The sequence below is a fragment of the bacterium genome, assembly GCA_026708055.1.
In the GTDB taxonomy this organism is placed as follows: Bacteria; Actinomycetota; Acidimicrobiia; order Acidimicrobiales; family CATQHL01; genus VXNF01.
This window is the reverse complement of record JAPOVS010000038.1, coordinates 35,955-61,857: the sequence shown is the minus strand read 5'-3', so window position 1 is coordinate 61,857 and position 25,903 is coordinate 35,955. Positions and strand designations below refer to the sequence as shown.

The 25,903-nt window shown below is 71.8% G+C and carries 17 protein-coding genes and 1 pseudogene; 6 read left to right on the top strand and 12 right to left on the bottom strand.

Annotated features, from left to right (window positions below):
* Window positions 1-6 precede the first annotated feature (6 nt).
* Window positions 7-732: a PIG-L family deacetylase gene (locus OXG55_07395; protein MCY4103066.1), complete on the top strand. Its 726-nt coding sequence runs from the start codon at window positions 7-9 to the stop codon at window positions 730-732.
* A gap of 127 nt (window positions 733-859) precedes the next feature.
* On the top strand, window positions 860-2,113 hold the full coding sequence (locus OXG55_07390) for a DUF4143 domain-containing protein (protein ID MCY4103065.1): 1,254 nt from the start codon (window positions 860-862) through the stop codon (window positions 2,111-2,113).
* 471 nt (window positions 2,114-2,584) lie between these two features.
* Here OXG55_07390 and OXG55_07385 read toward each other — a convergent pair whose 3' ends face one another.
* Window positions 2,585-4,135, bottom strand: coding sequence for an MFS transporter (locus OXG55_07385; protein MCY4103064.1), 1,551 nt, complete (start codon window positions 4,133-4,135; stop codon window positions 2,585-2,587).
* On the bottom strand, window positions 4,132-5,760 hold the full coding sequence (locus OXG55_07380) for a PQQ-dependent sugar dehydrogenase (protein ID MCY4103063.1): 1,629 nt from the start codon (window positions 5,758-5,760) through the stop codon (window positions 4,132-4,134). The genes OXG55_07385 and OXG55_07380 overlap by 4 nt, the downstream gene beginning before the upstream one ends.
* A gap of 47 nt (window positions 5,761-5,807) precedes the next feature.
* On the opposite strand from OXG55_07380, the gene OXG55_07375 reads away from it, so the two are divergent.
* From OXG55_07375 to meaB, 3 genes are read left to right on the top strand one after another with little or no spacing between them, the layout of a single operon-like run.
* Window positions 5,808-7,274, top strand: a complete 1,467-nt coding sequence (locus OXG55_07375) for a methylmalonyl-CoA mutase family protein (protein MCY4103062.1) — start codon at window positions 5,808-5,810, stop codon at window positions 7,272-7,274.
* Window positions 7,271-9,433, top strand: coding sequence for a methylmalonyl-CoA mutase (scpA, locus tag OXG55_07370; protein MCY4103061.1), 2,163 nt, complete (start codon window positions 7,271-7,273; stop codon window positions 9,431-9,433). The genes OXG55_07375 and scpA overlap by 4 nt, the downstream gene beginning before the upstream one ends.
* Window positions 9,430-10,464, top strand: coding sequence for a methylmalonyl Co-A mutase-associated GTPase MeaB (meaB, locus tag OXG55_07365; GenBank protein MCY4103060.1), 1,035 nt, complete (start codon window positions 9,430-9,432; stop codon window positions 10,462-10,464). The genes scpA and meaB overlap by 4 nt, the downstream gene beginning before the upstream one ends.
* A 132-nt stretch (window positions 10,465-10,596) precedes the next feature.
* On the opposite strand, the gene OXG55_07360 is transcribed toward meaB, so the two are convergent.
* The 6 genes from OXG55_07360 to OXG55_07335 form a co-directional block, all read right to left on the bottom strand.
* A complete protein-coding gene (locus tag OXG55_07360) occupies window positions 10,597-11,556 on the bottom strand; it encodes a ribonucleotide-diphosphate reductase subunit beta (GenBank protein MCY4103059.1) in 960 nt (319 codons plus the stop codon).
* Window positions 11,557-11,704: 148 nt separating this feature from the next.
* Window positions 11,705-14,011 carry a ribonucleoside-diphosphate reductase subunit alpha gene (locus OXG55_07355; protein ID MCY4103058.1) on the bottom strand — a complete coding sequence of 769 codons (2,307 nt, stop codon included), beginning with the start codon at window positions 14,009-14,011 and terminating at the stop codon, window positions 11,705-11,707.
* 450 nt (window positions 14,012-14,461) lie between these two features.
* Window positions 14,462-15,076 (bottom strand): ATP-binding cassette domain-containing protein, encoded by a 615-nt coding sequence (locus OXG55_07350; protein MCY4103057.1) that lies wholly within the window; start codon window positions 15,074-15,076, stop codon window positions 14,462-14,464.
* Between the two features lie 206 nt (window positions 15,077-15,282).
* Window positions 15,283-16,065, bottom strand: coding sequence for a molybdate ABC transporter permease subunit (modB, locus tag OXG55_07345; GenBank protein MCY4103056.1), 783 nt, complete (start codon window positions 16,063-16,065; stop codon window positions 15,283-15,285).
* 89 nt (window positions 16,066-16,154) lie between these two features.
* On the bottom strand, window positions 16,155-17,000 hold the full coding sequence (modA, locus tag OXG55_07340; protein MCY4103055.1) for a molybdate ABC transporter substrate-binding protein: 846 nt from the start codon (window positions 16,998-17,000) through the stop codon (window positions 16,155-16,157).
* Between the two features lie 68 nt (window positions 17,001-17,068).
* On the bottom strand, window positions 17,069-17,512 hold the full coding sequence (locus tag OXG55_07335; GenBank protein MCY4103054.1) for a helix-turn-helix transcriptional regulator: 444 nt from the start codon (window positions 17,510-17,512) through the stop codon (window positions 17,069-17,071).
* A gap of 322 nt (window positions 17,513-17,834) precedes the next feature.
* Between OXG55_07335 and OXG55_07330 the strand changes: the two genes are divergently transcribed.
* On the top strand, window positions 17,835-18,947 hold the full coding sequence (locus tag OXG55_07330) for a mechanosensitive ion channel family protein (protein MCY4103053.1): 1,113 nt from the start codon (window positions 17,835-17,837) through the stop codon (window positions 18,945-18,947).
* A 76-nt stretch (window positions 18,948-19,023) separates the two neighbouring features.
* Here OXG55_07330 and OXG55_07325 read toward each other — a convergent pair whose 3' ends face one another.
* From OXG55_07325 to OXG55_07310, 4 genes and pseudogenes are all read right to left on the bottom strand, one after another.
* Entirely contained in the window at window positions 19,024-22,188 is a 3,165-nt protein-coding gene (locus OXG55_07325) for a valine--tRNA ligase (GenBank protein MCY4103052.1), read from the bottom strand.
* Between the two features lie 206 nt (window positions 22,189-22,394).
* Complete coding sequence (locus tag OXG55_07320; protein MCY4103051.1) at window positions 22,395-23,690, bottom strand: DUF4143 domain-containing protein; 1,296 nt, start codon at window positions 23,688-23,690, stop codon at window positions 22,395-22,397.
* 400 nt (window positions 23,691-24,090) lie between these two features.
* Window positions 24,091-24,327 (bottom strand): annotated as a pseudogene (locus OXG55_07315) (helicase-related protein).
* Window positions 24,328-24,449: 122 nt separating this feature from the next.
* Window positions 24,450-25,739 (bottom strand): DUF4143 domain-containing protein, encoded by a 1,290-nt coding sequence (locus OXG55_07310; protein MCY4103050.1) that lies wholly within the window; start codon window positions 25,737-25,739, stop codon window positions 24,450-24,452.
* Between the last annotated feature and the right edge of the window lie 164 nt (window positions 25,740-25,903).

Genomic DNA, 25,903 nt, shown 5'->3' with positions numbered 1-25,903 from the left:
CGTGGGATGGCCGGGGATCTGCTGCACCTGCCCGAGGACTGGGAGCGGGCGCTCGCGGTGGTGGCGCATCCCGACGACCTGGAGTACGGGGTGGCGGCGGCCGTCGCTCGCTGGACCGCGGCGGGCAAGGACGTCCGCTACGCCCTCGCGACCAGCGGCGAGGCCGGGATAGCCGCGCTGGCCCCCGAAGAGACCGGGCCGCTGCGCGAAGCGGAGCAGCGGGCCTCGGCCGCCGCCGTGGGTGTCAGCGACGTGGAGTTCCTCGGCTTTCCCGACGGCTGCGTCATGGCCGACCTGGACCTGCGCCGCGCCCTTGCCGCCTGCATCCGCCGCCACCGTCCCGAGGCGGTTCTGTCCATCAACTATCGGGACTCCTTCGGGGGCGGCTCGTGGAACCACGTCGACCACCGGAACGTGGGGCGCGCCCTCATCGACGCCGTGCGCGACGCCGCCAACCCGTGGATGTTCCCCGAACTGGCCGCCAATGGTCTCGAGGCCTGGGGCGGCGTGCGGTTCATCGCCTTCGGCGGCTCGCCCGAGCCCACCCACGCCGTCGACGTCACCGGCCACCTCGAGGCCGGATTCGCCTCGCTGGCGGCGCACGCCGTCTATCTGGCGACGCTCGAAGGCCCGATGGCCGATCCCGAGGCGTTCCTGCGCCCGAACGCCGAAGCCGACGGGGAACGGCTCGGCGTCCGACACGCGGTGAGCTTCGAGGTGGTCTTCGCCTGAGCGCTGTCTCCGGCGCAGCAGTGTTGCAGAATGCTGGTTCAAACTATTGCAGAGTGACGGTTGCAATAGTTGCAGAACGTTGGTCCGAAGTGTTGCAGAATGTGTTCGGCGACCCTACGCTCGCTGTATGGGCTATGCCCCAAGGGTGGTCGACGACATCATGGCTTCTCGCCTCCGGTCCTCTCCGACAGTGGTTCTGGAGGGTGCCCGAGGCGTGGGCAAGACCGAGAGCGCTCGGCAACGGGCGCAGAGCGAGGTGCGGTTCGACACCGACAGCCGGGCCCGCGCACTGGCCGAACTCGACCCTGATGCGATCCTGAACGGTCCCGAGCCCCGACTGCTCGACGAGTGGCAGCATGTGCCGCCGCTCTGGAATCATGTGCGTCGCGCCAGCGACACCAGGGGACGGGCGGGATGCTTCATCCTTACGGGTTCCGCGGTGCCTGCTGACGACGAGATCAGGCACAGCGGCGCCGGGCGAATCTCCAGGATCCGGCTGCGTCCGATGACGCTGTACGAGACGGGCCTCTCCAACGGCTCGGTGTCGCTGCGCAGCCTGCTGGCCTCCGAGCGCGTCGCGGGTCAGGCCAGCGGCATCGGCCTCACCGACGTGATTGAAGCGCTCTGTCGTGGCGGATGGCCGGCCCGCCGCACCAGTCCGCCGGCCGAGGCGCAACAGTACGTGCGGGACTACTTTGAGGAGACCGTTCGAATCGACGTGGGCTTGGCCACCGGTTCGCGCCGCAACCCCGCGGCCATGCGGCGACTGCTGAGATCGATGGCCCGCCATACCTCCACTGAGGCGAGCTTGGCGAGCCTGTGCGCCGACGCCGGCGGCGACGAACCGCTGCACCGCGACACGGTGCGCTCCTATCTCGACGCACTGGAGCGGGTCTTCGTCGTCGAGGACCAGCCCGCTTGGTCCGCGCGCCTCAGGTCGCGGTCTCGCCTGCGCCGAGCCGGCAAGCGGCACTTCGTGGATCCGTCGCTGGCGGTGGCAGCACTCCGCGCCGGGCCCGAACGCCTCGGGCGCGATCTCGGGTTCCTGGGCCTGCTGTTCGAGTCGCTGGTGGTGCGCGACCTGCGGGTCTTTGCGGATGCCTGCGACGCCGAGGTCTACCACTACCGCGACAACACCAGCCTGGAGGTGGACGTGGTCCTCGAGACCGCGGCGGGCGAATGGTTGGCGGTCGAAGTGAAACTCGGCGGCGACGCGGCGATCGAAGGAGCCGCCCGCAGCCTGCTCAAACTACGGGACCGCGTAGACACGGTCGCCGCGGGCGAGCCGACCAAGCTGATCGTGGTGACCGCGGTGGGCGACTACAGCCACGAACGCCGCGACGGCGTGGCGGTCGTCCCGATCGGCGCCCTCGGCCCCTGACCCCTCCACCGCCGCCGCACCGGGACCGAGAACTTCGAGGATCTCGGGGTCGGCACCTTGCTCTTGATCGACCCTTGGCGTCGGCGGCTTCCCCGAGGCCGATTTCGGTGTCCCGCTGGACTGCGGCGGGCCCGGATGTCCGCTACGCCCTCGTGGTCAGCGGCGAGGCGGGATAGCCGCTCCGGCCCCGAGGAGACTGGGCCGCTGCGCGAGAGGGCACCAGAGGTTGTGGCAAGACGTGGACGGGCCTGAATCATGCGCGCAGCCAGGTGCGCCTCGGCGACGACGTCGAGCTCCGCGCCGCGTCACGCCTGCTGCCGGCCAAGACGCTTGAGGGGGACCGCCCCAGGCTGGTGGACGAGTGGCAGCTGGCGCCGGGGCTCTGGAACAGCGCCCGCCACATAGTGGACTCCGGGCATCTCAACGGCTTCTTCATCTTCACGGGGTCGGCGCAGCCGCGAAGTTCGCAGACTATTCCTGCCGGTGCCGGCCACCGGTTATCTCGCGTGGGTAGAGCAGGTATGTGCCCGCGGCGGTCAGCGCCAGCAGCGCCGCGGATACGCCCATGGCCAGGGTCATGCCCCGGTTGAAGGCGTCGACGGCGCTCTCGGTCAGCGCGGCGGCGCGCTCAGCGGGCAGTTCGCCAGCGATCCGCAGGGCGGCGCCGATGGAGTCTGAGGCGGTGTCCGCCGCCGCCTCGGGCAGGCCGCCGACTCGTGAGCGCATCACGTCCCGGTAGCCGACCGTCAGCAGCGTGCCCAGCACGGCGATGCCGATGGCTGCGCCGACCTCCCGGGTGGTGTCGTTGACGGCTGATCCCACGCCGGCCTTGTGCTTCGGCAGTGACGTCACGACGATGTGCGTCGACGCCGGCATGAACAGGGACAGCCCGGTCGCCGTCGTGACCAGCGCGATGACCATGATCCAGTAGGGCGTGGCCGGCGTGAGCGCGGCCATGATGCCCAGACCGGCGCCGGTGAGCAGGAGCCCGCCGCTGATCGAGGCGCGGGCGCCGTAGCGCTGGGTGAAGGCGGGGCTGCGCGGCGCCAGGATCATCATGGTGGCCGCCAGCGGCACGTTGCGGAATCCGGCGTCGAGCGGCGTGTGTCCCTGCGCGAACTGGAAGTACTGCGTGAGCACGAAGAACATGCCGACCATCCCGAAGAACACCAGCGTGATGCTGGCCGCGCCCAGGCTGAACAGGCGGTTCCCGAAGTAGTCGGGGTCGAGCATGGGATAGCGCACGCGGCGCTCCCAGCGCACGAACCCCCAGACCAGCACGACAGCGGCGGCGAACATTCCCAGCACCGGAGGGCTTCCCCAGCCGAGTTCGGGGCCCTCGATCACCGCGAACAGGAGGCTCCCCAGGGCGGCGATGGACACCAGCGCGCCGACCACGTCCAGCGGCCGCCGCTCGTCGTCCTGGGACTCCGGCACGATCCAGAGGGTGCCGATCAGGACGACGGCCGCCACCGGCACCGCCACGAGGAACACCGACCCCCACCAGAAGAAGTTGAGCAGGATCCCGCTGATCGGCGGTCCGATGGCACCGCCCGCCCCGGCGAACGCCGCCCAGACGGCGACCGCCTTGGGGCGCTCGGAGCGCGGGAAGATCACCGTGGCGATCGACAGCGTGGCGGGCATGACGAGCGCCGCCGCCACCCCCAGGCCGGCCCGGTACACGATGATCTGCGCCGGGCTCGTCGAGAAGGCGGCGAGGGCGGAGAGCGCCCCGAAGAGGGTCATGCCGACGAGCAGCACCCGCTTGCGTCCCCAGCGGTCGCCGAGAGCCCCGAACGGCAGCAGCAGGCCCGCGAAGACCAGCACGTAGGCGTCCACGATCCACTGCAGGTCCGACCCGCTGGCGTCGAGCTCCCGCTGGATCGACGGCAGGGCCACGTTCAGCGAGCTCATGCTGATGACCACCATCGTCAGGGACAGGCACAGGATGTACAGGATCAACCAGCGCCGCGGGTGCGGCTCGACCTCCGGGTCCGGCGAGCCCCCGCCGTCGCGCCTCACCGGATCGGCTCGAGGCGCCAGAGGGCGTTGCCGGTGAGGACGTAGATCTCGCCGTCGGGGCCCTGACCGAAGGACAGCACAGACTTGGGTGGCGCGCCGTTCGCCAGCGGGATCGGATGGGCGCCGGCGGTGTCGCTGTAGCCCCAGAGGGTGCCGTCGCAGAAGTCGCTGTAGAGGTAGACGCCGCTGAGGCCCGGCAGCCGGCTGCCCCGGTAGACGTAGCCGCCGGTGACCGAGCAGCGGGCGTCGGCGCCGTGGCGGTACTCCACGACGGGGCGGACGTGTCCCGGCGGCTCGGTGTTCGACCAGAACGGGGCGCTGCCCTCGTAGTCGCTCCAGCCCAGGTTTGCGCCCCGTCCGGCTCCGCCATCTGCAGCGGGCAGGCGGTTGATCTCCTCCAGCAGGTCCTGGCCCACGTCGGACACCCACAGGTCGCCGGTGATCCGGTCGAAGGAGAAGCGCCACGGGTTGCGCGCCCCCCACACCCACACCTCCGGTGCCCCGGCGGCACCGTCGGCGAAGGGGTTGCCGGCGGGGATGGTGTAGGGCTCGCCGGCGGGGCCGGGACGGGGGTCGATGCGCAGGATCGTGCCCAGCCAGTCGTGGGGGTCCTGCCCGGCTCGCAGCGGATCGCCGCCGCCGCCGCCGTCGCCGAATCCCAGGTACAGGTAGCCGTCGGGGCCGAAGGTCACGTCGCCGCCGTTGTGGTTCCAGAAGGGCTGTTCCAGACTCAGCACGAGGCGGCCGCCGCCGGCGTCCACGCTGCCGTCGGGCGCCACCGGCCACTCCCAGAGTTCGCTGACCTGCCGGCGGTTCACCGAGGACGTGTAGAGCCTGTCGCCTGCCGGCGAGAAGGTGAGGCCGAGCAGGCCCATCTCGCCCCGGGTGTCCACCCGGGCGCTCATGTCCAGGACCGCCTCGACGTCGCGGTGCAGCACTGCCGCGGAGTCGGCGCGACCGCCGTCGGCGGTGAGGCGTACCACCTCGCCGTGGCGCAGGGCCACGTAGAGCGACTCCGGCTCCTGGGCCCGGAAGGCGAGCGCCAGCGGCACCGGGAGTTCGGCCAGGCGGGTGAGCGTCAGGCCCACGGGCTCGGGGAAGCGCGCCCCCGGGGACGTGATCGGCGGAGCAGAGGCGGCGTCGCCGGCGCCGGCGTCGTCGGTGCCGCTCGTGCCGCCCGCGGCACTGGAACCCGCCGGGGGAGTGCCGCCGCCGTCACGTCGGGGTCCGTCGTCGTCGCTCGCCCCGCCGCCGGCCGCGCCGGTGCCGTCGTCCGGCGCCGCGCCGGTGACTTCGCCGGCGGGGCTGACATCCGGGCCCGGGCCGTCTTGGCCCGGCGAGGGCTCGAACTGCCCGTCGCCGCCCGCTTGATTGCCCGCTTGACCGCCCGCTCGACCGCCCGCTTGATCGCCGGCGGTGCCCTGCCCGCTGTCGCGTCGGGGCTGCGCCGGAGCCGCCGGCTGCGGCTCGCTGCGGGCTCCTGACGACGATTTGCGTTGCGAGCCCGTCGGGCTCATCGGAGGTGCCGCGCACGCTGCCGCAGCCACCGCCGCGGCCAGGAGGGCGGCCGGCACGGCGCGCCGGGGCGATGCTCGGCGGGCTCGGCGCGTCGCGACGGGGGGCACCGGCGAATTCTCGCGCGCCGGCCGGCGACGGTCGTACCCTTGGGTGGGTGACTTCCGACGGTGTGGCGTCGCAGTTGCGGTTCGATGCTCCCCCGCGCCGTGACTGGGAGGACCTGGTGCGGCGCTCGTTGCGCGGCGACCCGCTGGACAGTCTCGTCCGCCGCACCGCGGACGGCCTCGACATCCAACCGCTGTACACCGCCGCGCCCTCCGGCGGTGACGCCGCGGGCCTGCCCGGGCTGGCGCCGTTCACACGCGGCGCGGGCGCACGCCCGAAGCGCTGGGAGCTGCGCCAGCGCCACGATCTCGGCGACCCCGCCGAGACGGGCGACGCCATCAGGACCGACGTTGCCGGCGGCGTCTCCGGCGTCTGGTTGCGGCTGCGGCGCCCGCCGGTCCCCGGAGAGTTGCTGGCCGCCCTCGCCAGGGTGAATCTCGGCGAGACCTCCGTCTTCGTCGACGGTGGCCCGTGGTTCGCCGCCGCCGGCGAGGCCGCCGCCGCGCTGGCCGCGGCCGCACCGCCCGGCGGGTTGGTCGCCGGCGCCGACCCGCTCGGTGCGCTGGCACGCGACGGGTTCCTGCTGCGCGACCTCGACGAGACGCTCGCCGGACTGGCCCCACCGGTGCAGGCGATCGGGGCGGTGGAGTGCAACGGCGGGTCTGCCGGGCCGGCAGGGGGCAGGGCGGTCACCGTCGATGTCACCGTCTACGGCGACGCCGGTGCGCCGCCAGCGCTCGAGCTGGCGTGCATGCTGGGGACCGGCGTGGCCTACCTGCGGGCCTTGGAGGACGGCGGCGTCGTGCCGTCGCAGGCGGCGCGGCACATCGAGGCGCGCCTGGGCGCGACCGAGGACCAGTTCGCCACGATCTGCAAGTTCCGCGCCGCCCGGGCGCTCTGGGATCGCCTCCTGGCAGCCTGCGGCACGGCGGATCCCGAGCGGCGGGGGCTGCGCTGCTGGGCGGTCACCTCCGAGGCCGCCTTCGTGGCGCAGGATCCGTTCGTGAACCTGGTTCGGGCCACGACGGCGGCGTTCGCCGCGGCCGCCGGTGGGGCGGACTGCCTCACGGTCCTGCCACATGACGTTGCCGTGGGTCCCGCCGGTGAGCGAGGGCGGCGGCTGGCCCGGAACATCAGTCACCTGCTGGCGGACGAGACCCACCTCGGCGCCGTGATCGATCCGGCGGGCGGTTCGTGGTACGTCGAGGATCGCACGGCCCGCCTCGTCGAGGTGGCCTGGGAGCAGTTCCGGGAGATCGAGGCCGCCGGCGGCATCGCCGAGACCTTGCTGGACGGCTCGCTGGCCGGCACGATCACCGAGGCCGCCGGGCACCGCAGCGAACGCCTGGCCGGCGGCGACGAGCACGTCGTGGGTGTCACGTGCTACCCGCCACCGGACGGTGCCGGCTCCGAGCCCGCGAGCCCCGCGTCGCCGCCGGTCGCCGCGGCCGCTCCCACCGATGCCGCCGTGCGGATCCCCCCGCTGCCGCTGCGCCGTCCCGAGGCGCCGGCGTGAGTTCGATCCCCGACTTCGCTGCGCCGGCCTCCTCGGAGGGGTCCCGGTCGAGACCGCCGGGCACCGCCGCCGGCGGGTCGTCCAACGGTGACGGCCAACCGCACCGGACGCCCGAGGGCATCGACCTGCAGCCCTTCTACACCGCGGCCGATGTGGCCGATCTCCAGGCCCCCCACGGCTATCCCGGCCTCGCCCCCTACCTGCGCGGCCCGCACCCCACCATGTACCTCACCCGCCCCTGGACGATCCGCCAGTACGCCGGCTTCTCCACCGCTGCGGAGTCCAACGCCTTCTACCGGCGCAACCTGGCGGCCGGCCAGCGGGGCCTGTCGGTCGCCTTCGACCTGCCCACCCACCGGGGCTACGACTCCGACAATCCCCGGGTGACCGGCGACGTGGGCATGGCCGGCGTGGCCATCGACTCGGTCGCCGACATGCAGATCCTCTTCGACGGCATCCCGCTGGACTGCATGAGCGTGTCGATGACCATGAACGGCGCGGTGCTGCCGGTGCTGGCCATGTACATCGTGGCTGCCGAACTGCAGGGCGTGGTGCACTCGGCGCTCACCGGGACCATCCAGAACGACATCCTCAAGGAGTTCATGGTCCGCAACACCTACATCTACCCGCCGCGGCCCTCCATGCGGATCGTGTCGGACATCTTCGCCTACACCGCCGCGGAGATGCCGCGCTTCAACTCCATCTCCATCTCCGGCTACCACATGCAGGAGGCCGGGGCCACCGCCGACCTGGAGTTGGCCTACACCATCGCCGACGGCCTGGAGTACGTGCGCTGCGGCCTCGACGCCGGCCTGGACATCGACGACTTCGCCCCCCGGCTCAGCTTCTTCTGGGGCATCGGCATGAACTTCTTCATGGAGGTGGCGAAGCTGCGGGCCGCCCGGCTGCTGTGGGCTGGCCTGATGCGGCAGTTCCGCCCGGCCGACCCCCGCTCGTCGGTGCTGCGCGCCCACTGCCAGACCTCGGGCTGGAGCCTCAGCGCCGACGACGTCTACAACAACGTGGCGCGTACCTGCATCGAGGCCATGGCCGCCACCCAGGGCCACACCCAGTCGCTGCACACCAACTCCTTCGACGAGGCGCTGGCGCTGCCGAGCGACTTCTCCGCCCGCATCGCCCGCAACACCCAACTGGTGCTGCAGCACGAGAGCGGCACCTGCGCCCCGGTGGACCCGTGGGGCGGCAGCTACTACCTGGAGTGGCTCACCGACCGGCTGGCCCGCCGGGCCGCGGCCCACATCGACGAGATCGACGGCATGGGCGGCATGGCCGCCGCCATCGAGGCTGGCGTGCCCAAGGCCCGCATCGAGCAGGCCGCCACCCGCACTCAGGCCCGCATCGACGCCGGCACGCAGGCCCTCATCGGCGTGAACCGCTACCGCCCCGAGGTGCGGGAGTCGGTGGAGTTGCTGGCCGTCGACAACGCCGAGGTCCTGGCCGCCCAGACCGCCCGGCTGGCCGAGGTGCGGGACGCGCGCGACGAGCAAGCCTGCGCCGCCGCCCTGGCGGCGCTCACCCGCTGCGCCGACGCCGGCGACGGCAACCTGCTGGACCTCTCGGTCCGGGCGGCCCGGGCGTGGGCCACCGTGGGCGAGATCAGCGACGCCCTCGAGCGGGCATGGGGCCGCCACACCGCCGAAGTCCGTACGATCTCCGGTGTGTACAGCCAGGCCGCCGGTGCCGACGAGTCCGTGACGGCGGTGCGCCGCCGGATCGAGCAGCTGGCCGCCCGAGGTGGTCGCCGGCCCCGCATCCTGGTTGCCAAGATCGGCCAGGACGGCCACGACCGGGGGCAGAAGGTCGTCGCCAGCGGCTACGCCGACCTGGGCTTCGACGTGGACATCGGCCCGCTGTTCCAGACGCCTGCCGAGGTGGCCCGCCAGGCCGTCGAGAACGACGTGCACATCGTGGGGGTGTCGTCGCTGACCGCCGGTCACCTCACCCACGTGCCGGAGTTGATCGCCGACCTGGCCGCTCTCGGCCGGCCCGACATCATGGTCGTCGTGGGTGGCGTCATCCCCGAGCGGGACCGGCCGGTGCTGTTCGAGGCCGGCGCCGCGGCGGTGTTCGGCCCCGGCACGCCACTCACCGAGGCCGCCGGCGAGCTGCTCGACGCCCTCGCCGCCCGGCAGGCGTGAGCGACCCGGCGCACCCCGGGCCGCCGGCGGGGGAGACGGCGGGCGCATACGTGGCCGGCGTGCTGGCCGGTGACCGAACCTGGCTGGCGCGCACCATCACGCTGGTCGAGAGCACCCACCCGGACCACCGCGCCGTCGCCGGCGAAGTGCTGGAGCGGTTGGCCCCGCACACCGCCGACGCTCACCGGGTGGGTGTCACCGGCCCGCCGGGAGCCGGCAAGAGCACCCTCATCGACGCGCTCGGGACCCGTCTCTGCGAGCAGGGCCACCGCGTGGCGGTCCTGGCGGTGGACCCCTCCAGCGCCGTCAGCGGCGGCTCGATCCTGGGCGACAAGACCCGCATGGCCAACCTCGCGGCGCACCCGGAGGCGTTCGTGCGTCCGTCACCGTCGGGCGGGGCGCTGGGCGGGGTCACCGGCGCCACCCTGGAGGCCGTCGAGGTGACCGAGGCCGCCGGCTACGACGTGGTGTTCATCGAGACCGTCGGCGTGGGCCAGTCAGAGGCCGGCGTCGCCGACATCTGCGACACGGTGCTGACGGTCACCACCCCCGCCGGCGGCGACGAGTTGCAGGGCATCAAGCGGGGCCTGTTCGAGGTGACCGACGTGCTGGTGGTCAACAAGGCCGACGGCGACCTGGCCTCGGCCGCGCGGCGTGCGGTCGCCGACTACGCCGCCGCCCTGCGGCTGCTGCATCCGAGGGGGTCCGGCGAGTCCACCGAGTCCGGCTGGGCGCCCCCGGTGCTGGCCGCCAGCGCTCTCGAAGGCAGCGGTCCGGATGATGTCTGGGCACAGGTGCAGGCCCACGCCGAGGCGCTGCGGGCCGCTGGCGAGTGGTCCACGCGCCGCGGCGACCAGCGCGTCCGCTGGATGTGGCACCTCACCAACCAACAGCTCCTAGCCGCCCTGCGCCAGGACCCCGATGTCCAAGTCCTGCTCCCCGACCTCACCGAGCAGGTCCGCACCGGCCGACTCCAACCCGCCCGAGCCGCCGCCCGACTCACCCGGCTCGTCGGCGCCGCTGGCACCTGAGACCGCTGGCTGCGGGGAGCCGACCCGGAGAGAGGGCCAGGCCCGGTCGGGGGTGAGAACCGAGCCTGGCCGTTTGCCTCTTGGGGGAGAGAGGCGATCTGTCGGGCCTCGACTGTGCGGTCGGGCCGTCTTCTAGAAGTCCTCGTCGAAGCTGATGGCCCCGGTGACGCCCATTTGGTACGCCGAGACGGTGCGCTCGAAGAAGTTGGTCAGCTCCTGGGCGTCCTGCAGCTCCATGAACGAGAACGGGTTGCGGGCGCCGTAGCGGGGGGGCAGGCCCAGCTGGGTCAGCCGCTGGTCGGCGATGTACTCGAGGTACTGGCGGGTGTCGGCCACCGACATGCCCGGCACGCCCTCGCCGAGCAGGTCCTCGGCGAACTGGTGCTCGCAGTCCACGGCCTCGGCCAGCATCTCGCCGATCTCGGCCGCCAGGTCGTCGTCGAAGAGCTCCGGCTGCTCCTCCTTCACGGTGCGCACCACCTCCAGGGCGAAGTTCATGTGGCAGCTCTCGTCGCGGAACACCCAGTTGGTGCCGGCCGCCAGCCCGTTCAGCAGCCCCTTGGAGCGCAGGAAGTACACGTAGGCGAAGGCGGCGAAGAAGAACAGCCCCTCGATGCAGGTGGCGAAGCAGACGAGGTTCAGCAGGAACCTGCGCCGGTCCTCGTCCCCCTCCAGCCGGTCCAGGCTGTCGATGGAGCCCATCCAGCGGAAGCAGAACTCGGCCTTGCGCCGGATCGAGGGGATGTTCTCGACCGCGGCGAAGGCGGCGTGGCGCTCGGCGTGGTCGGGCATGTAGTTGTCCAGCAGCGTGAGGTAGAACTGCACGTGCAGCGCCTCCTCGTAGAGCTGCCGCGACAGGTACATGCGGGCCTCGGGGGCGTTGATGTGCTTGTACAGGTTCAGCACCAGGTTGTTGGCCACGATCGAGTCGCCGGTGGCGAAGAACGCCACTAGCCGCTGCACCAGGTGCTTCTCCGAGGCCAGCAGCTTGCGGTCCAGGTCCACGATGTCGTCGGAGAAGTCCACCTCGTCCACCGTCCAGGTGTTCTTGATGGCGTCGCGGTACATCTCGTAGAACACCGGGTAGCGCATCGGCCGCAGCGTCAGTTCGAAGCCCGGGTCCAGCAGGTTGGCCTTCCCGGGCGCGGCCTGGCCCTCCGGCGCCTGCGCCGGCTGGGGGGCGATCTCCCGGATCGGGAACTCGAGGATGGTCACGAGGGTTTCCTTCCGTTCCGGCCCGCTACTCGCAGGCCTCGCAGCTTTCGGGGTTCTCCAGCGAGCAGGTCACCGCGGCCGCGCCGTTGCCGTTGGCGAGGGTGGCCTGGTTGATGCGGGTGGCCGGCCGGGAGCGCAGGTAGTAGGTGGTCTTCAGGCCCTTGCGCCAGGCGTAGGCGTACATCGAGGAGAGCTTCCCGATGGTGGGCGTCTCCAGGAACAGGTTCAGCGACTGGCTCTGATCGATGAAGGCGCCCCGGTCGGCGGCCAGGTCGATGAGCGCCCGCTGCGGCAGCTCCCAGGCGGTGCGGTAGAGCAGCTTCACGTCCTCGGGGAGGCCGGGGATCTCGGCGATCGAGCCCTGGGAACGCTTCAGCGCCTCCAGCATCCCGCCGGTCCACAGCCCCCGGGACTGCAGGTCGCGCACCAGGTAGTGGTTGATCTGCAGGAACTCCCCCGAGAGGGTCTCGCGCTTGAACAGGTTGGAGACCTGCGGCTCGATGCACTCGTAGCAGCCGGCGATGGAGGCGATGGTGGCGGTGGGGGCGATGGCGATGAGCAGCGAGTTGCGCAGCCCGTGCGCGGCGATGCGCTCCCGCAGGGCGTCCCAGCGGGCCTCGTCGCTGACGCCGACGCCCCAGAGGTCCATCTGCAGTTGCCCGTCGGCGGCACGGGTCTCGGCGAAGTTGGGGTGTGCGCCGAAGCGCTTCGCCAACTCCGCCGAGGTGGACAGCGCCCAGTAGTAGATCTCCTCGGAGATGCGTCGCGACAGCTCGCGCGCCTCGTCGCCGTCGAAAGGCAGCCGGAGCTTGAAGAACACGTCCTGCAGGCCCATCAGCCCGAGCCCCACCGGGCGCCACACCTCGTTGGAGGCCCTGGCCTCCTCGGTGGGGTAGAAGTTGATGTCGATGACCCGATCGAGGAAGGTCACCGCGGTCTGCACCACCTCGCCCAGACGGTCGAAGTCGAAGCGGCCGTCGCGCACCAGGCGCCCGACGTTCACCGAGCCCAGGTTGCAGACCGCCGTCTCGTCCGCGCTGGTCACCTCCAGGATCTCCGTGCACAGGTTGGAGAGGTGCACCACCCGGCCCTCGCCGCCGGTCTGGTTGCACTTCAGGTTGGAGGCGTCCTTGAAGGTCATCCAGCCGTTGCCGGTCTGGGCGAGGGTGCGCATCATCTTGCTGTAGAGGTGCCGGGCGGGGACCTGCCGCTCGTATAGGCGCGCCTCCTCGGCCTCCACGTAGGCGCGCTCGAAGTCCTCGCCGTAGAGGTCCACCAGGTGGGGCACCTTCTTGGGGTCGAACAGCGACCACTGCCAGTCGTTCTCGACCCGCTGCATGAACAGGTCCGGCACCCAGTTGGCGATGTTGAGGTTGTAGGTGCGGCGAGCCTCGTCGCCGGTGTTCTCCCGCAGCTCCAGGAACTCGTCGATGTCGGCGTGCCAGGTCTCCAGGTAGACGCAGCAGGCACCCTTGCGGCGGCCGCCCTGGTTGACCGCCGCCACCGAGCTGTCGAGCGTCTTCAGCCACGGCACGATGCCGTTGGACAGGCCGTTGGTGCCGCGGATGAGCGAGCCCCGGCTGCGGATCCGGCTGTAGGACAGCCCGATGCCGCCGGCGTGCTTGGAGAGCTTGGCCACGTCGGTGTAGCGGTTGTAGATGGCCTCCAGGTCGTCGGCCGGCGAGTCCAGCAGGTAGCACGAGGACATCTGGGGGTGCGCCGTGCCGGAGTTGAACAGCGTCGGGCTCGACGGCAGGTACTCCAGCGAGGAGATCAACCGGTAGAAGTCGATGGCCTCGGCCGGCTCGGTGGACAGCCCGCAGGCGACCCGCATCAGGAAGTACTGGGGCGTCTCGATGGCCCGCCTGGTCTCGGGGTGGCGGAGCAGGTAGCGGTCGTAGACGGTGCGCAGGCCGGAGAACTCGAAGAGGTCGGTGCGCTCGTTGTCGATGGCCTCGTTCAGCACGCCGGCGTTGGCCTCCACGAAGTCGGCCGCCTCGTCGCCGATGAGCCCCAGCAGGCGGCCGGCGGCGATGGACTGGGAGAAGCTGCCGATGCGCTGGTTGCGGACCTCCTCCTCGGTGTAGGTGGCGAGCAGCCGGGCGGCCAGCCGGGAGTAGCTGGGTTCCTCGCAGATCAGCGAGGCGGCGGTGCGGATCGCCAACTCGTCGAGTTCGGTGGTGCTGGCGCCGTCGCAGAGCCCGCTGATCGTGCGGGTGGCGACGCGCATGCAGTCGACGCTGTCGAGGCCGCTGCTGCAGCGCTCCACGCGCCGCACGATCTTGGTGACGTCGACGGGCTCGAGGCTGCCGTCGCGCTTGCGTACCCGCATCGGGGAGTTGATCGGCCGGGCCTCGGGCGGGCCGGGATCGATCGCCACCCGGGCGGTGCGGCTGTTGGCTGCCGGATCCGTCGCCGCGTCGGCGCTTTGCTTGCCTGAATGCTCGACGACGGTCACCCCGATGCCTCCCGCTCCCGGCCAGAGCCCGGAGAGTGGCTCTGGCCCGCCTCCGGAACTACCTACGTGTAGTTGCAGGATTGTAATTTGCGCCCGCGCCCCGAATCAAGCGGGGAGGTGAATGTGCTGCTCAGGGGTTCGCCGCGCCGGCGATCCAGGCGGTGACGGCTTCGCGGACGGTTCGCGCGATGGGTGGCGCCCCCGGTTGTCGGCCGGTGTCCGGGCGGCGCTGCCGGTGACGCTCCGGCGGCCTCGGAATGGCCGCCCACGGCGTGCACCGGCATCCCCGCCCCCGGTTGTCGGCCGGTGTCCGGGGCGGGCGCCTCAGGGCGCGATACGGCCTGCCTCCAGGACGAGCAGTTCGTCGGCCAGGTCCTCGGCGTCGGCGGGATCGTGGGTGACGAGCACGGCGGTGGCACCGGCGTCGCGGACATGGCGGCGCAGCAGCGGCCGCACGTCTATGTCGGTGGCGGAGAACGGCTCGTCCAGCAGCAGCACCTCTGGTCCGACGGCGAGCGCCCGTGCCAGACCCACGCGCTGTGACTGCCCGCCCGACAGCCGGGCCGGCTTGGCCCGGGCCAGTGCGGTCATCTCGACGGCGTCCAGGGCCGTCGAGGCGCTGCGACGTGCTGCGGCCCGGCCGGCGCCCCGGCAGCGCGGGCCGAACGCCACGTTCTCGAGCGCGCTGAGGTGCCCGAACAGCCGCACGTCCTGATAGGCGTAGCCGACGCGCCGCCGCTCGGGCGGCACCCAGATCCCCTCGGCGGGGTCGTCCACGACACATCCCGCAAGACTGATCCGGCCCGCCTCGGTGGCCTCGAGCCCCGCAAGGCACCGCAGCAGCGTGGTCTTGCCCGATCCGTTGGGGCCCATGATCGCGGTGATCGACCCGGCCGGGACGTGCAGCTCCAGTTCAAGGGTGAACTCGCCGAGGCGCAAACGGACATCCGCTTCGATCCCACCGTTCTCCCCAATACATTCTCCAACCCCTCCACTGTCGGCGGCTGCGCCATCCTGACGAACCCGCGAGGGTGGGGGTGCCGGGGGCCGGCGCAGGCGGCCATTCCGTGGCCGCCGGAGCGCCACCGGCAGCGCCGCCCGGACACCCGCGCGACGACCGGCGCCCCGCCGGCCACCCCCCCACCTCATCGGGTCAGCCAGCGGTCGCGCAGGGCCACCAGGACCACGATCGAGACGGCCAGCAGCACCACGCTGAGGGCCACGGCCTCGGCCGGCCGTCCCGCCTCCAGGGCCTCGAAGGTGGCCAGGGGCAGCGTCTGCGTGCGGCCCCGCAGGTTGCCGGCGAAGGTGATGGTGGCTCCGAACTCGCCCAGGGCCCGCGCCCAGGCCAGCGCCGCGCCGGCGGCCAGCGACGGTGCCACCTGCGGCAGCATGACCCGCCGGAAGGCCACCGACCTGCGGGCCCCCAGCGTTCGGGCGGCTTCGACGAGCCCGGCGTCGGCGCTGCGCAGACCCGCCTCGGCGGTGATCACGAAGAACGGCATGGCCACGAAGGTGGCGGCCACCACCACGCCGGCGGTGCTGAACGGCAGCGACCAGCCGAACCAGGCGTCCAGCCATTGCCCCACCAGCCCGCGCCGCCCCAGGGCGAACAGCAGGGCGGTGCCGCCCACCACCGGCGGCAGCACCATCGGCAGCAGCACGGCCACCCGCAGCAGGCGCCGCAGCGACACTCCGCAGCGTGACAGCGCCAGCGCCAGCGGCAGCCCCAGCAGCACCGAGGCCCCCGCTGCGACCGCGCTGGTGACAGCCGAGATCACCAGGGCGTCGCGCAGGCGCGCCGAGCCCAGCAGCGACGGCAGGTCGCTCCAGGGGGCCCGCTGCAGCAGGCCGACCACCGGCACCACGAGCAGCGCCAGCCCGACCCCCGCCGGCAGCCAGAGCCCGCCCACGGCGCGCCGGCGCAGTTCCCGCCGCCGCGGCGACCTGCCGGGGGACGGTGCCGGTGCGGGCGCATCGAACGCCCCACGGCCCAATACCCCGGGGTCGGTGGCACTCACGGCGCCCCGAAGCCGGCCGCGGCGAGCAACTCCTGCGCCGACGGCGACAGCACGAACGCCACGAACTCGGCGGCGGTGGGGCTGTCGCTGAGCAGCGCCACGGGGTAGGCCGTGCTGGCGGGGTGGTCGATGTCGATTCCCGTCACGGCCTCACCGGCGGCTCGCACGTCGGTCACGTACACGACGCCGGCGTCCACCTCGTCCAGCAGCACCTTCGTGAGCACGCCCCGCACGTTGGGCTCGCGCGTGTCGGCCGCCGCCACCAGTTGCGGCCCGCCGACCTGCTCCGCCAGGGCGCCGCAGGGCACGTCGGGGGCGCACAGGGCCAGCACCAGGTCGTCGGCGCTGAGCGAGTCCAGGCCGGTCACGCCGGCGGGATTCCCCGACGGCACGGCGATGGCCAGCCGGTTGCGGGCGAAGACCGTCACCTGCCGGGCGTCCACCTGGGCCGCGGTCCGCTCGTCGGCCGCGGCGAACACATCGGCGGCCGCGCCTGCGTTGATCTGGGTGGCCAGGCGGCTGCTGCCGGCGAACTGCAGCGTCACCTCGACGCCCGGATGGACCGCCTCGAAGGCGCCGGCGATGTCGCCGAACACGTCGGTCAGCGAGGAGGCTGCAAAGACGGTCACGCCGCGGTGGCTGGTCGCGGGCCCGTTCCCCCCGTCGGCGCAGGAACTTGCGGCTGCCAGCGCCGCGCCGCACGCAGCCAGCGCCAGCGCGCGCAGAGGCAGCCGAGTTGGACGCGCCTGTCGCCGCCGGTGGGCGGTGCCGCACGCAGCCGGCGCCGCCGTGAGCAGGGTCGCCAGCAGGCGGCGCGGGCGCGGCGGGGAGGTGCGAGGCATGGGCGGCCCACGCTCGGGGGCATTGCGGGCGGGGGAGGGCCATGGCGGGCACTCCTTCGGTGGGGGACTCACGCGCGGACGCGTTCCACCACGACGTTGGTGGACTTGACCACCGCCACCGCCTCGACGCCCGGGGCCAGTCCCATGTCCTCGGCCGCCTCGCGCGTCATGAGCGAGACCACCCGGTAGGGCCCGGCCTGGATCTCCACCTGCGCCATCAACTCGTCGGCCCGAACCCTGGTCACGAGCCCGCCGAAGCGGTTGCGCGCCGAGGTGGTGGCGCGGCCCTCGCCGGGATCCTCGGATCGCTCGGTGGCCATGCGGGCCAGGTCGCCGCCGCGCACCAGCCGCTGGCCGCCGGCGCTGCGCACCACTGCGAGCTGGCCCTCGTCGGCCCAGCGCCGCACGGTGTCCACTGAGACGCCCAGGAGTTCGGCGGCGTGTCCGATCCGGTAGAGGGGATCCTGCTGCGAAGCCGGCGTCCCGGCAGCGCCCCCTTCGCCGCCCGCCACTGTGGGACGGAGATCCGCAGAGTCTGGCTCTTCGGAGCTTTGGTCGACAAATAACTCGGTCATAGTAGGATTCTAGGACGAAAAGCCAGTAAGCGCCGCTTCGAGGCGACGCACATCGGAACGTCTCCGGTGCTTAGGAGTGTGCTGAGTAATCCACTGGCAGCGCCGGTCGGGTGGCCAGCTCCTGGATTCCGGCCTTCGCCGGAATGACGTGTCAGGGCGTCGGGAGCATTGCTCAGCAGTCTCCTAGGGTGTCGGACCGACCCATTCGACCGGAGTGCCCCCGGGCGGGGCTTCTCCACCCACCTTGAGGAGTGCCACCATGAGCACTGCCGCACAATTGGCCCAGGCCACCGAGATCGACGACGCCGCCGGGCTGCTCGACGCCTGCGGCCAGGATCCGTCGCGGATCTGCAACTGGGTCTACGACCAGACGAGCAACGGTTTCCTCGCCGCGGCCACCGAGTGGGCGGTCGAGCGACCCTTGAAGGTGGTGCTGATCGGCCTCGGGGCCTACATCGTGAACCGCCTGGCGCGCCGTGGCGTGAAGCTGGTGGCCAATCGCATCATGTCGGCCACCACCAGCGACCGGCTCGCGAGGATCCGCAACCAGGGGCCGGTGCGGCTCCTGACCGAGGCGGAGGAGAACAAGCGCTCGGCGGCGCGCGCCCAGACGCTCACCTCGGTGCTGTCCAGCGTGATCACCGCCGTCGTCTGGAGTGTGGCGATCCTCATGATGCTCGGGGTCTTCGACATCAACATCGGCCCGCTGCTGGCCGGTGCCAGCATCGTCGGCGTGGCCATCGGCTTCGGCTCCCAGACCATCGTGAAGGACTTCATGTCGGGTCTGTTCATGCTGATCGAGGACCAGTTCGGCGTGGGCGACGTGATCGACGTGGGTCCCGTGACGGGCACCGTGGAGGCGGTGTCGCTGCGCACCACCACCGTCCGTGACGTCTCGGGCACCGTCTGGCACGTTCCCAACGGCGAGGTCGCCCGGGTCGGCAACTACTCCCAACTCTGGTCGCGGGCGCTGCTGGACATCGAAGTGGCCTACGACACCGACCTGCGCTTCGCCGAGGGGGTCATCCAGCGGGTCGCCAACGAGATGTGGGACGACCCCGAATGGGGCGGCGACGAGCTGATGGAGGCGCCGGAGGTGTGGGGCATCCAGAGCCTCGGCGCCAGCGGCATCGCCATCCGCCTCGTCGTCAAGACCGAGCCGTCGGTGCAGTGGAAGGTGGAGCGGGAGCTGCGGCTGCGCATCAAGGAGGCCTTCGACGAGGCCGGCATCGAGATCCCGTTCCCGCAGCGCACGCTGTGGCTGCGCGACCAGGGACAGCACCAGCTTGGCGAGGCCCCGGATCCTTCAACGATCAAGACCGTCGAGCCCCCCCGCCACCAGACCGTCGTCTCCGACGCCGACGGCGACTGAGCCTCGGTCTCCGCGGTCGGGCTCCGGTCGGGTCCGGTCGGGCTCTGGTCGGGTCCGGTCGGGGTGCCGGTGCTGCCTACTCGGCGGCGAGTTGAACCTGGACGGTCGGACCGCTATCGCCGTCAGCGCTGAGTTGGAGATCCAGGATGTTCCCGGCGTCGCAGAGGTCCTGTTGAGCCGCCGCCAGGGCGGACAGGAATTCCGAGCCCGCCTGCACGTGCGCCGATTCGACGGGGGTGCGCAGCTTGCGGCGGGCCTCGCTCTTGGCCCGGCGCACCTGGCCGAGGACCACTGAGGCCGCGGCGAGCACGGCGGGGTCGCCTTCGGCGGGCAGTTCATCCCGCTCGGGCCACGACGTCCGGTGGATGGAGCCCTCCTGCCACCACGACCACGCCTCCTCGCAGGCGAAAGGAAGGAAGGGTGCGAACAGCCGCAGCAGGGCGCTCAGGGCGATCTGCAGGGCGGCCCGGGCGCTCGCCCCGTCGGCGCCGTCCCGGTAGGCCCGGTTCTTCACCAGCTCCACGTAGTCGTCGGTGAAGTCCCAGAAGAGCCGCTCGGTGCGCTCCAGCGCCCGGGCGTAGTCGAAGGCCTCGAAGGCCTCCGTGGCGGCGTCGATGAGTTCGCCCACGCCGGCGAGCAGCGCCAGGTCGATCGGCTCGGTGACGGCGTCGGCACCGGTCGTCGGACCGTCGCCGGTGGATTCCGGCCTTCGCCGGAATGACGGGGAGGGGGCGGCGGTGGTGGAGGTCGTCGAGTCGGCGCCGTCAGTGGGCGCCAGGTCGATCGGCTCGGTCACGTCGCCCGCGCCGCCGGCCTGGTCGTCGGTGCCGGTGGATTCCGGCCTTCGCCGGAATGACGGGGAGGGGGCGGCGGTGGTGGAGGTCGTCGAGTCGGCGCCGTCAGTGGGCGCCAGGTCGATCGGCTCGGTCACGTCGCCCGCGCCGCCGGCCTGGTCGTCGGTGCCGGTGGATTCCGGCCTTCGCCGGAATGACGGGGAGGGGGCGGCGGTGGTGGAGGTCGTCGAGTCGGCGCCGTCAGTGGGCGCCAGGTCGATCGGCTCGGTCACGTCGCCCGCGCCGCCGGCCTGGTCGTCGGTGCCGGTGGATTCCGGCCTGCGCCGGAATGACGGGGAGCGGGCGGCGGCCGTGGAGGTCGTCGGGTCGTCGTCGGTTGCGGCGCCCGCTAGGCCCAGGACGAAGCGGGCGGCGTTGAGGAGCTTGATGGCCAGGCGGCGGCCCACCTTGATCTGTGACTCGTCGAAGGCGGTGTCGGTGCCGGGGCGCCCGCAGGCTGCCCAGTAGCGCACCGCGTCGGCGCCGTAGGTCTCCAGCAGCCCGATCGGCGTGACGACGTTGCCCTTCGACTTGGACATCTTCTTGCGGTCGGGGTCCAGCACCCACCCCGAGATGGCCGCCCGCCGCCAGGGCAACGAGTCGTGCTCCAGGTGGGCGCGCACCACCGTGGAGAACAGCCAGGTGCGGATGATCTCGTGTGCCTGCGGGCGCACGTCCATCGGGAAGGTGCGGGCGAACAGGTCGGGGTCCTCCTCCCAGCCGCAGGCGATCTGCGGGCTGAGCGACGAGGTCGCCCACGTGTCCATCACGTCGGGGTCGCCGATGAACCCGCCCGGCCGGCCCCGCTGCGACTCCTCGTAGCCCGGCGGGGCGTCGGAGGCGGGATCGATCGGCAGTGACGCCTCGGCGGGTACCAGCATCCGGTCGTACTGCGGCCGCCCGTCGCCGTCGAGGGCGTACCAAACGGGGATCGGCACCCCGAACCAGCGTTGGCGGCTCACCAGCCAGTCGCCGTTGAGACCCTCCACCCAGTTGCTGTAGCGGGTGCGCATGAAGTCCGGCACCCAGGCCAACTCCACGCCGCGGTCCAGCAGTTCGGCGCGCAGCGGCAGGTCGCGCCCGCCGTTGCGGAGGTACCACTGGCGGGTGGTGATGATCTCCAGCGGCCGGTCGCCCTTCTCGAAGAACTTCACGGCTTGCTCGGTGGGCCGCGGCTCCCCGACGAGTTCCCCGGACTGCTCGAGGAGTTCGGTGATGCGCCGGCGGGCCGCGTTCGCGGTGAGCCCGGCGATCTCGGCGTAGGCGGCCCGGGCGCCGCTGCCCCAGGCGGCGTCGGGCAGTTCGGGAAGGAGCCGCCCGCCGGGCCCCATGATGGGGCGCACCGGCAGTTCCAGCTCTCGCCACCAGGTGACGTCGGTGGTGTCGCCGAAGGTGCAGATCATGGCGATGCCGGTGCCCTTGCCGGGCTCGGCGAGGGCGTGTGCCACCACGGGCACCTCGGCGCCGAACAGCGGCGTGCGCACCGTCGAGCCGAACAGCGGCCGGTAACGCTCGTCGTCGGGATGCGCCACGAGCGCCACGCAGGCGGCCAGCATCTCCGGCCGGGTCGTCTCGATGAGGACGTGCCCGTTCCCGCCGGTGCCGCCGTTCCCGCTGCTCCCGCCGGTGCCGCTGCCCCCGCCGGCATCTCCGTCGTCGGCGGGGTCCCCGCGGGCCTTCCCACTGCCGGCACTGCCCTCGCCGGCGGCCGAGCCCACGCGGGCGAAGGTCAGGCGGTGCAGGGCGCCCTGGCGGGGGCGGTCCTCCAATTCGGCCTGCGCCACGGCGGTCCGGAACGTGACGTCCCACAGGCACGGGGCCTCGGCCTGGTAGGCCTCGCCGCGGGCCAGGTTGCGCAGGAAGGCCCGCTGTGACACCCGCCGGCAGCGCTCGCCGATCGTCGTGTAGGTCAGGCTCCAGTCCACCGACACGCCGAGGCGCCGGTAGAGGTTCTCGAAGGCCTGCTCGTCGGTTTCGGTGAGCTGAAGGCACAGGTCGATGAAGTTCCGCCGGCCCACCGGCACCGGCTCACCGGTGGCCTCCGCGGGCGGCTGGAAATCATCGTCGTGCGGCACCGACGGGTCGCACCGGACGCCGAAGTAGTTCTGCACCCGGCGCTCGGTGGGCAGGCCGTTGTCGTCCCAGCCCATCGGGTAGAACACCTCCCGCCCCCGCATCCGCTGGTAGCGGGCGACGAGGTCGGTGTGGGTGTAGCTGAACACATGCCCCACGTGCAGCGAACCGCTGACAGTCGGCGGCGGCGTGTCGATCGAGAACACCTCCGACCGCTCCCGGCGCCGGTCGAACCGGTAGACCCCCTCAGCCTCCCACCACTCCCCCCACCGAGCCTCCAACCCGTCCAGAGTCGGCCGCTCCGGAACACGCCTCGCACCGGCAGGCTGATCCATCGCAAGAAAGCTACCGGCGCCGCCCGTCCCCCGGCGTCCCCGCCCAAACCGCTGCTCGCGAACCGCTTCGGCCTGTGCAGCGAGCAGGCCGGCATCCGAGCGGGAGTCCTGCGTGCCGTACACGGCGTCGAGCCGGCGTGTGATCCTGCCGTCGCCCTCAAGATCGACGACGGGGGCGAGAGCCGGACTCGCCGCCGGGCGCCCCCTCACGGGCCCAACATGGTCAGCGGTGCCACGGCGATGCCGTCGGGGCGTTCGTAGGCGTGCCCGGTGGCAGTGATGACCAGCAGCTTTGCCGGCTCGGGCATGCGGTCGACGTCTATCTGACGGCGCAGCCGCGCCAGCGCGTCGGCGGCTTGGTCGACGGCCGCCGGGCGGCCGAGCTTCACTTCCGCGGCCAGCCACGCCCCGTCACGTCGCTGGACGATGATGTCCACTTCGAGGTGGTTGCTGTCGTGATAGTGGGAGACGGTCGCCCCGGCGCTCCCGGCGTAGACCCTCAGGTCGCGGACTGCCAGCGACTCGAACAGGAATCCGAGAGTCTCCCGGTCGTTGAACAGTTGGCTCGGGCCGGCACCGAGGGCGCAAACGGCCAGGGCCGGGTCTACCAGGTGACGTTTGGGGGCTCTCCGCAGGCGGGCGCGCGAGCGCAGCCGGGGAGTCCATGCGGGTTGGTCCTCGAGAATGAAGTTGCGGGTCAGGGCGTCGAGGTAGCCGGCGAGGGTGTCGGGAGCGACCGGGCGTTGCACACCGATGTCTGCCGCCAGCGTGGCGCTGCTGGGAGAGGTAGCCGTATTGCGCGCCAGCGAGGTGACCGCCCGGCGCACCAGCAGTGGATCGTGCCGCGTGCCCGCGACCCTGCGAACGTCCACGCGGCACAACTCCTCGAGGTAGAGGTGCAGGAACTCCTGCGCCTCGGCAGGTGACAGGTCGCCGCAAGCCGGCCACCCTCCCCGGCACAGGGCATCGATGACGCGGCGCAACTGGGTGTCGGGATTTCTGGGGTCATGTTCACGGGAGTTCAGGGCCGAGCACGATCCGCCGTCGAGGAGGGCGCCGAGGCTCACGTCACCGGTCGAGTCACTCGACTCGAAGAGGGACATCGGGCGCATCCGGACGCGCGCGACTCTGCCCGCTCCGGAGTGGCGGGTCACCTCGTCGCTAGGGCTGGCCGAGCCGGTCAGGATGAAACGGCCCGGCCCCTGGAGCAGGTCACTCGCATGACGCACCGCATTCCATGCAGCGGGCGCCAACTGCCACTCGTCGATCAGCAACGGGTAGGGGCCGTCACCGAGTGGAAGCGTGCCGTGCTCGGCGTGGCCGCGCGCGCTCGGGTCGGTCTCGAGGTGGAGTTCCCGTTCGGCCAGCCTGCGCGCCGTCGTGGTCTTGCCGCAGCCACGCGGGCCCTCGATGACCAGGGTGGGCAGCAGCCGCAGGAATCGCTCCGCCTCAGCGTCGACCACCCGGTTGCGGTACTCGAAGTGCTCTGGCAGGATGCTCATGGCAACCCCTCATCGGCGGCGCGCCGAGTCCTCTGGTCCGACTTCGGTGTGGCTGTCGCTGCCAGTCTACTTGAAGAATTACAGCGATTTCACCCATAGGTTTGCAGTCATATCACTCGAAGAATTACAGGCTGTGTGGCCGATACCGAATGCTCCAATCGGGGATCTTGCGGCCGGAAAACGCTGGATTCGGGGACTACCCACCGGTCTGCTGGAGCTGCAGTCCCATCGAGCAGATGATCGACGGTTCTGTGGGACCGGCATCCTCGGGTGGGACGCACAGACGGTCGTCTCGCCAGAGTTCGACGAGGAGCGCCGCGACGTCGGTTGGGGATCGTTCCCGGATCGCGTTGGCGAACCGCTGCGTGGCGGACTCGAGCAGGGGGCGTTCGTTGATGGCGGCCTGCTGACCGATCCGGTCTACCCGCCCGGCGCGTTGCACGAGGCGCACCACAGCCCAGGGCAGGTCGTCGTTGACGACGATGCGGGAATCCTGGAGGTTCTGGCCATCCGAGAGCACGTCGGTCGAGACGAGGACCCGCAGTTCTTCGCCGGGGGCCACTTGGTCTCGGCCCGACCGCGGCGAGAACCGCCGCGCCAGGGCGCTGGGGTCCGGCGAGCTGCCCGTCACGGCCGCCGCGCCCGAACCGCAGGCATCGCTGGTTTCCGACTAGTGGCCCTCCTGCGTTGGGGGCCATCGCAATTCTGGCCGCCGCGCGCGCGGCGCGCCGTCTACGGCGGCTCGTCGGCGCTGCGGGATCAGGGGCCCAGGAGGGCCGCGGGGACGACGGCTATTCCGTCGGGGTCTCGGTAGGCGTAGCGGCCCGTGGTGATGATCATTGCGTCCACCGGATCGGGAGCGGCCTGATCGCGGAACCATCTGAGGTGGCGGGTGTCGCGCCGGTCGGGCACGGCTGCCAGCTTGACCTCGATTGCGAGGAGTCGCCGACCGGCCGAGACGATCAGATCGATTTCCCGGTCGTCGCTCCAGGTCCGAAGGTGGCTGACGGCGGCCCCGGCGTTCTGGGCGTGGACGCGCACGTCGAGGGTGACCAGCGACTCGAAGAGGGCGCCAAGCAACGGTTGGTTCCGCGGGAGGTCGACCGTCGCGCCCGGGTGTGCGGCGCGGAGATCGTCGGCGCCGAGTTCCAGCAGTCGACATGCCAGCGCCGGATCGGCGAGATGGTGTTTGGGCGACTGTTTGAGCCGGCCCAGCGGGTTGCCGACGGGCCACCAGGCGTGCACCGGATCCACCAGCCACATCACCTCCAGCAGGTCTCGGTAGGCCATTGTCGTCGTCTTGGCCGGCTTGTCTCCCTCGTCTCCTGTGGCGGCGTCGCGGATGGTCTCGTAAGTGGCGGTGGTGGCGGTGGCCGCGGCGTATGCGGTCAGCCACCGTCGCATCACGCCCGTCCGTCGAGCCCGGTAACCCATCAATGCCACGTCGTGGTCGACCGCGCGGTTCAGGTACCCGTCGAGTGCGGCCTGCCGTGTCCGGGCGTCACCCGCTCGCCATCCGGGCAGCCCGCCCCCGACGATCTCCGCGACGTAGTCATCGAGGGCAACGTCGGTCCGGCCGTCGACGGCCGGGCGGTCGCTGGTGAACAGGTGCCGAAGGCTCACGGTCGGCTCCTGCAAGCCTCGTTCGAAGAGGCTCATGGGTCGCATTCGGAGGGTGACGATCCGGCCCGCGCCCGAGTGGGTCGGCGGCACGTCCGGCCCGGTCGAACCGGTGAGCAGGAATCGACCGGGCCGGGGGTCGTCGTCCACTGCTCGGCGCACCAGGTCCCACGAGGGCGGATAGCGCTGCCATTCGTCGATGAGGATCGGTTCTGCTCCCCGGACGAGGCGGGAGGGTTCCGCCAGAGCCAGCGCCAGCGTCTCGGGGTCGTCCAGATCGTGCACCGTGCGGGCGCGCCGGCGAGCGGTTCGCGTTTTTCCGACCGCACGCGGCCCCTCGATGCAGATGGCGGGCAGCCCGTCCAGCAACGCGTCGAGTTCCTCGTCGACGACGCGCCGGACGTACGCCCGGCTGTCGGCCTTCACCATCGGATCCGTACTCTCGCCCGCGGCACTCGGCTGCGCCTCACTCTCTTGACGCTACCATGCCACGTATTGCAGCACTACTAATTCACGTCTCGCTACACTACTTGTACGCAAGCTGCTGTGCTACGAATCCACGGTATGACCGCGCCCGCTTTGAAACCCTGCAG

Coding starts and splice junctions, on each gene's coding strand:
- OXG55_07395 (MCY4103066.1), top strand. CDS start 7: ATGGCCGGGGATCTGCTGCACCTGCCCGAGGACTGGGAGCGGGCGCTC.
- OXG55_07390 (MCY4103065.1), top strand. CDS start 860: ATGGGCTATGCCCCAAGGGTGGTCGACGACATCATGGCTTCTCGCCTC.
- OXG55_07360 (MCY4103059.1), bottom strand. CDS start 11,556: ATGCGCTACCCGGTGTTCTACGAGATGTACCGCGACGCCATCAAGAAC.
- OXG55_07355 (MCY4103058.1), bottom strand. CDS start 14,011: ATGCGGGTACGCAAGCGCGACGGCAGCCTCGAGCCCGTCGACGTCACC.
- modA (MCY4103055.1), bottom strand. CDS start 17,000: ATGCCTCGCACCTCCCCGCCGCGCCCGCGCCGCCTGCTGGCGACCCTG.
- OXG55_07330 (MCY4103053.1), top strand. CDS start 17,835: ATGAGCACTGCCGCACAATTGGCCCAGGCCACCGAGATCGACGACGCC.
- OXG55_07325 (MCY4103052.1), bottom strand. CDS start 22,188: ATGGATCAGCCTGCCGGTGCGAGGCGTGTTCCGGAGCGGCCGACTCTG.
- OXG55_07320 (MCY4103051.1), bottom strand. CDS start 23,690: ATGAGCATCCTGCCAGAGCACTTCGAGTACCGCAACCGGGTGGTCGAC.
- OXG55_07310 (MCY4103050.1), bottom strand. CDS start 25,739: ATGGTGAAGGCCGACAGCCGGGCGTACGTCCGGCGCGTCGTCGACGAG.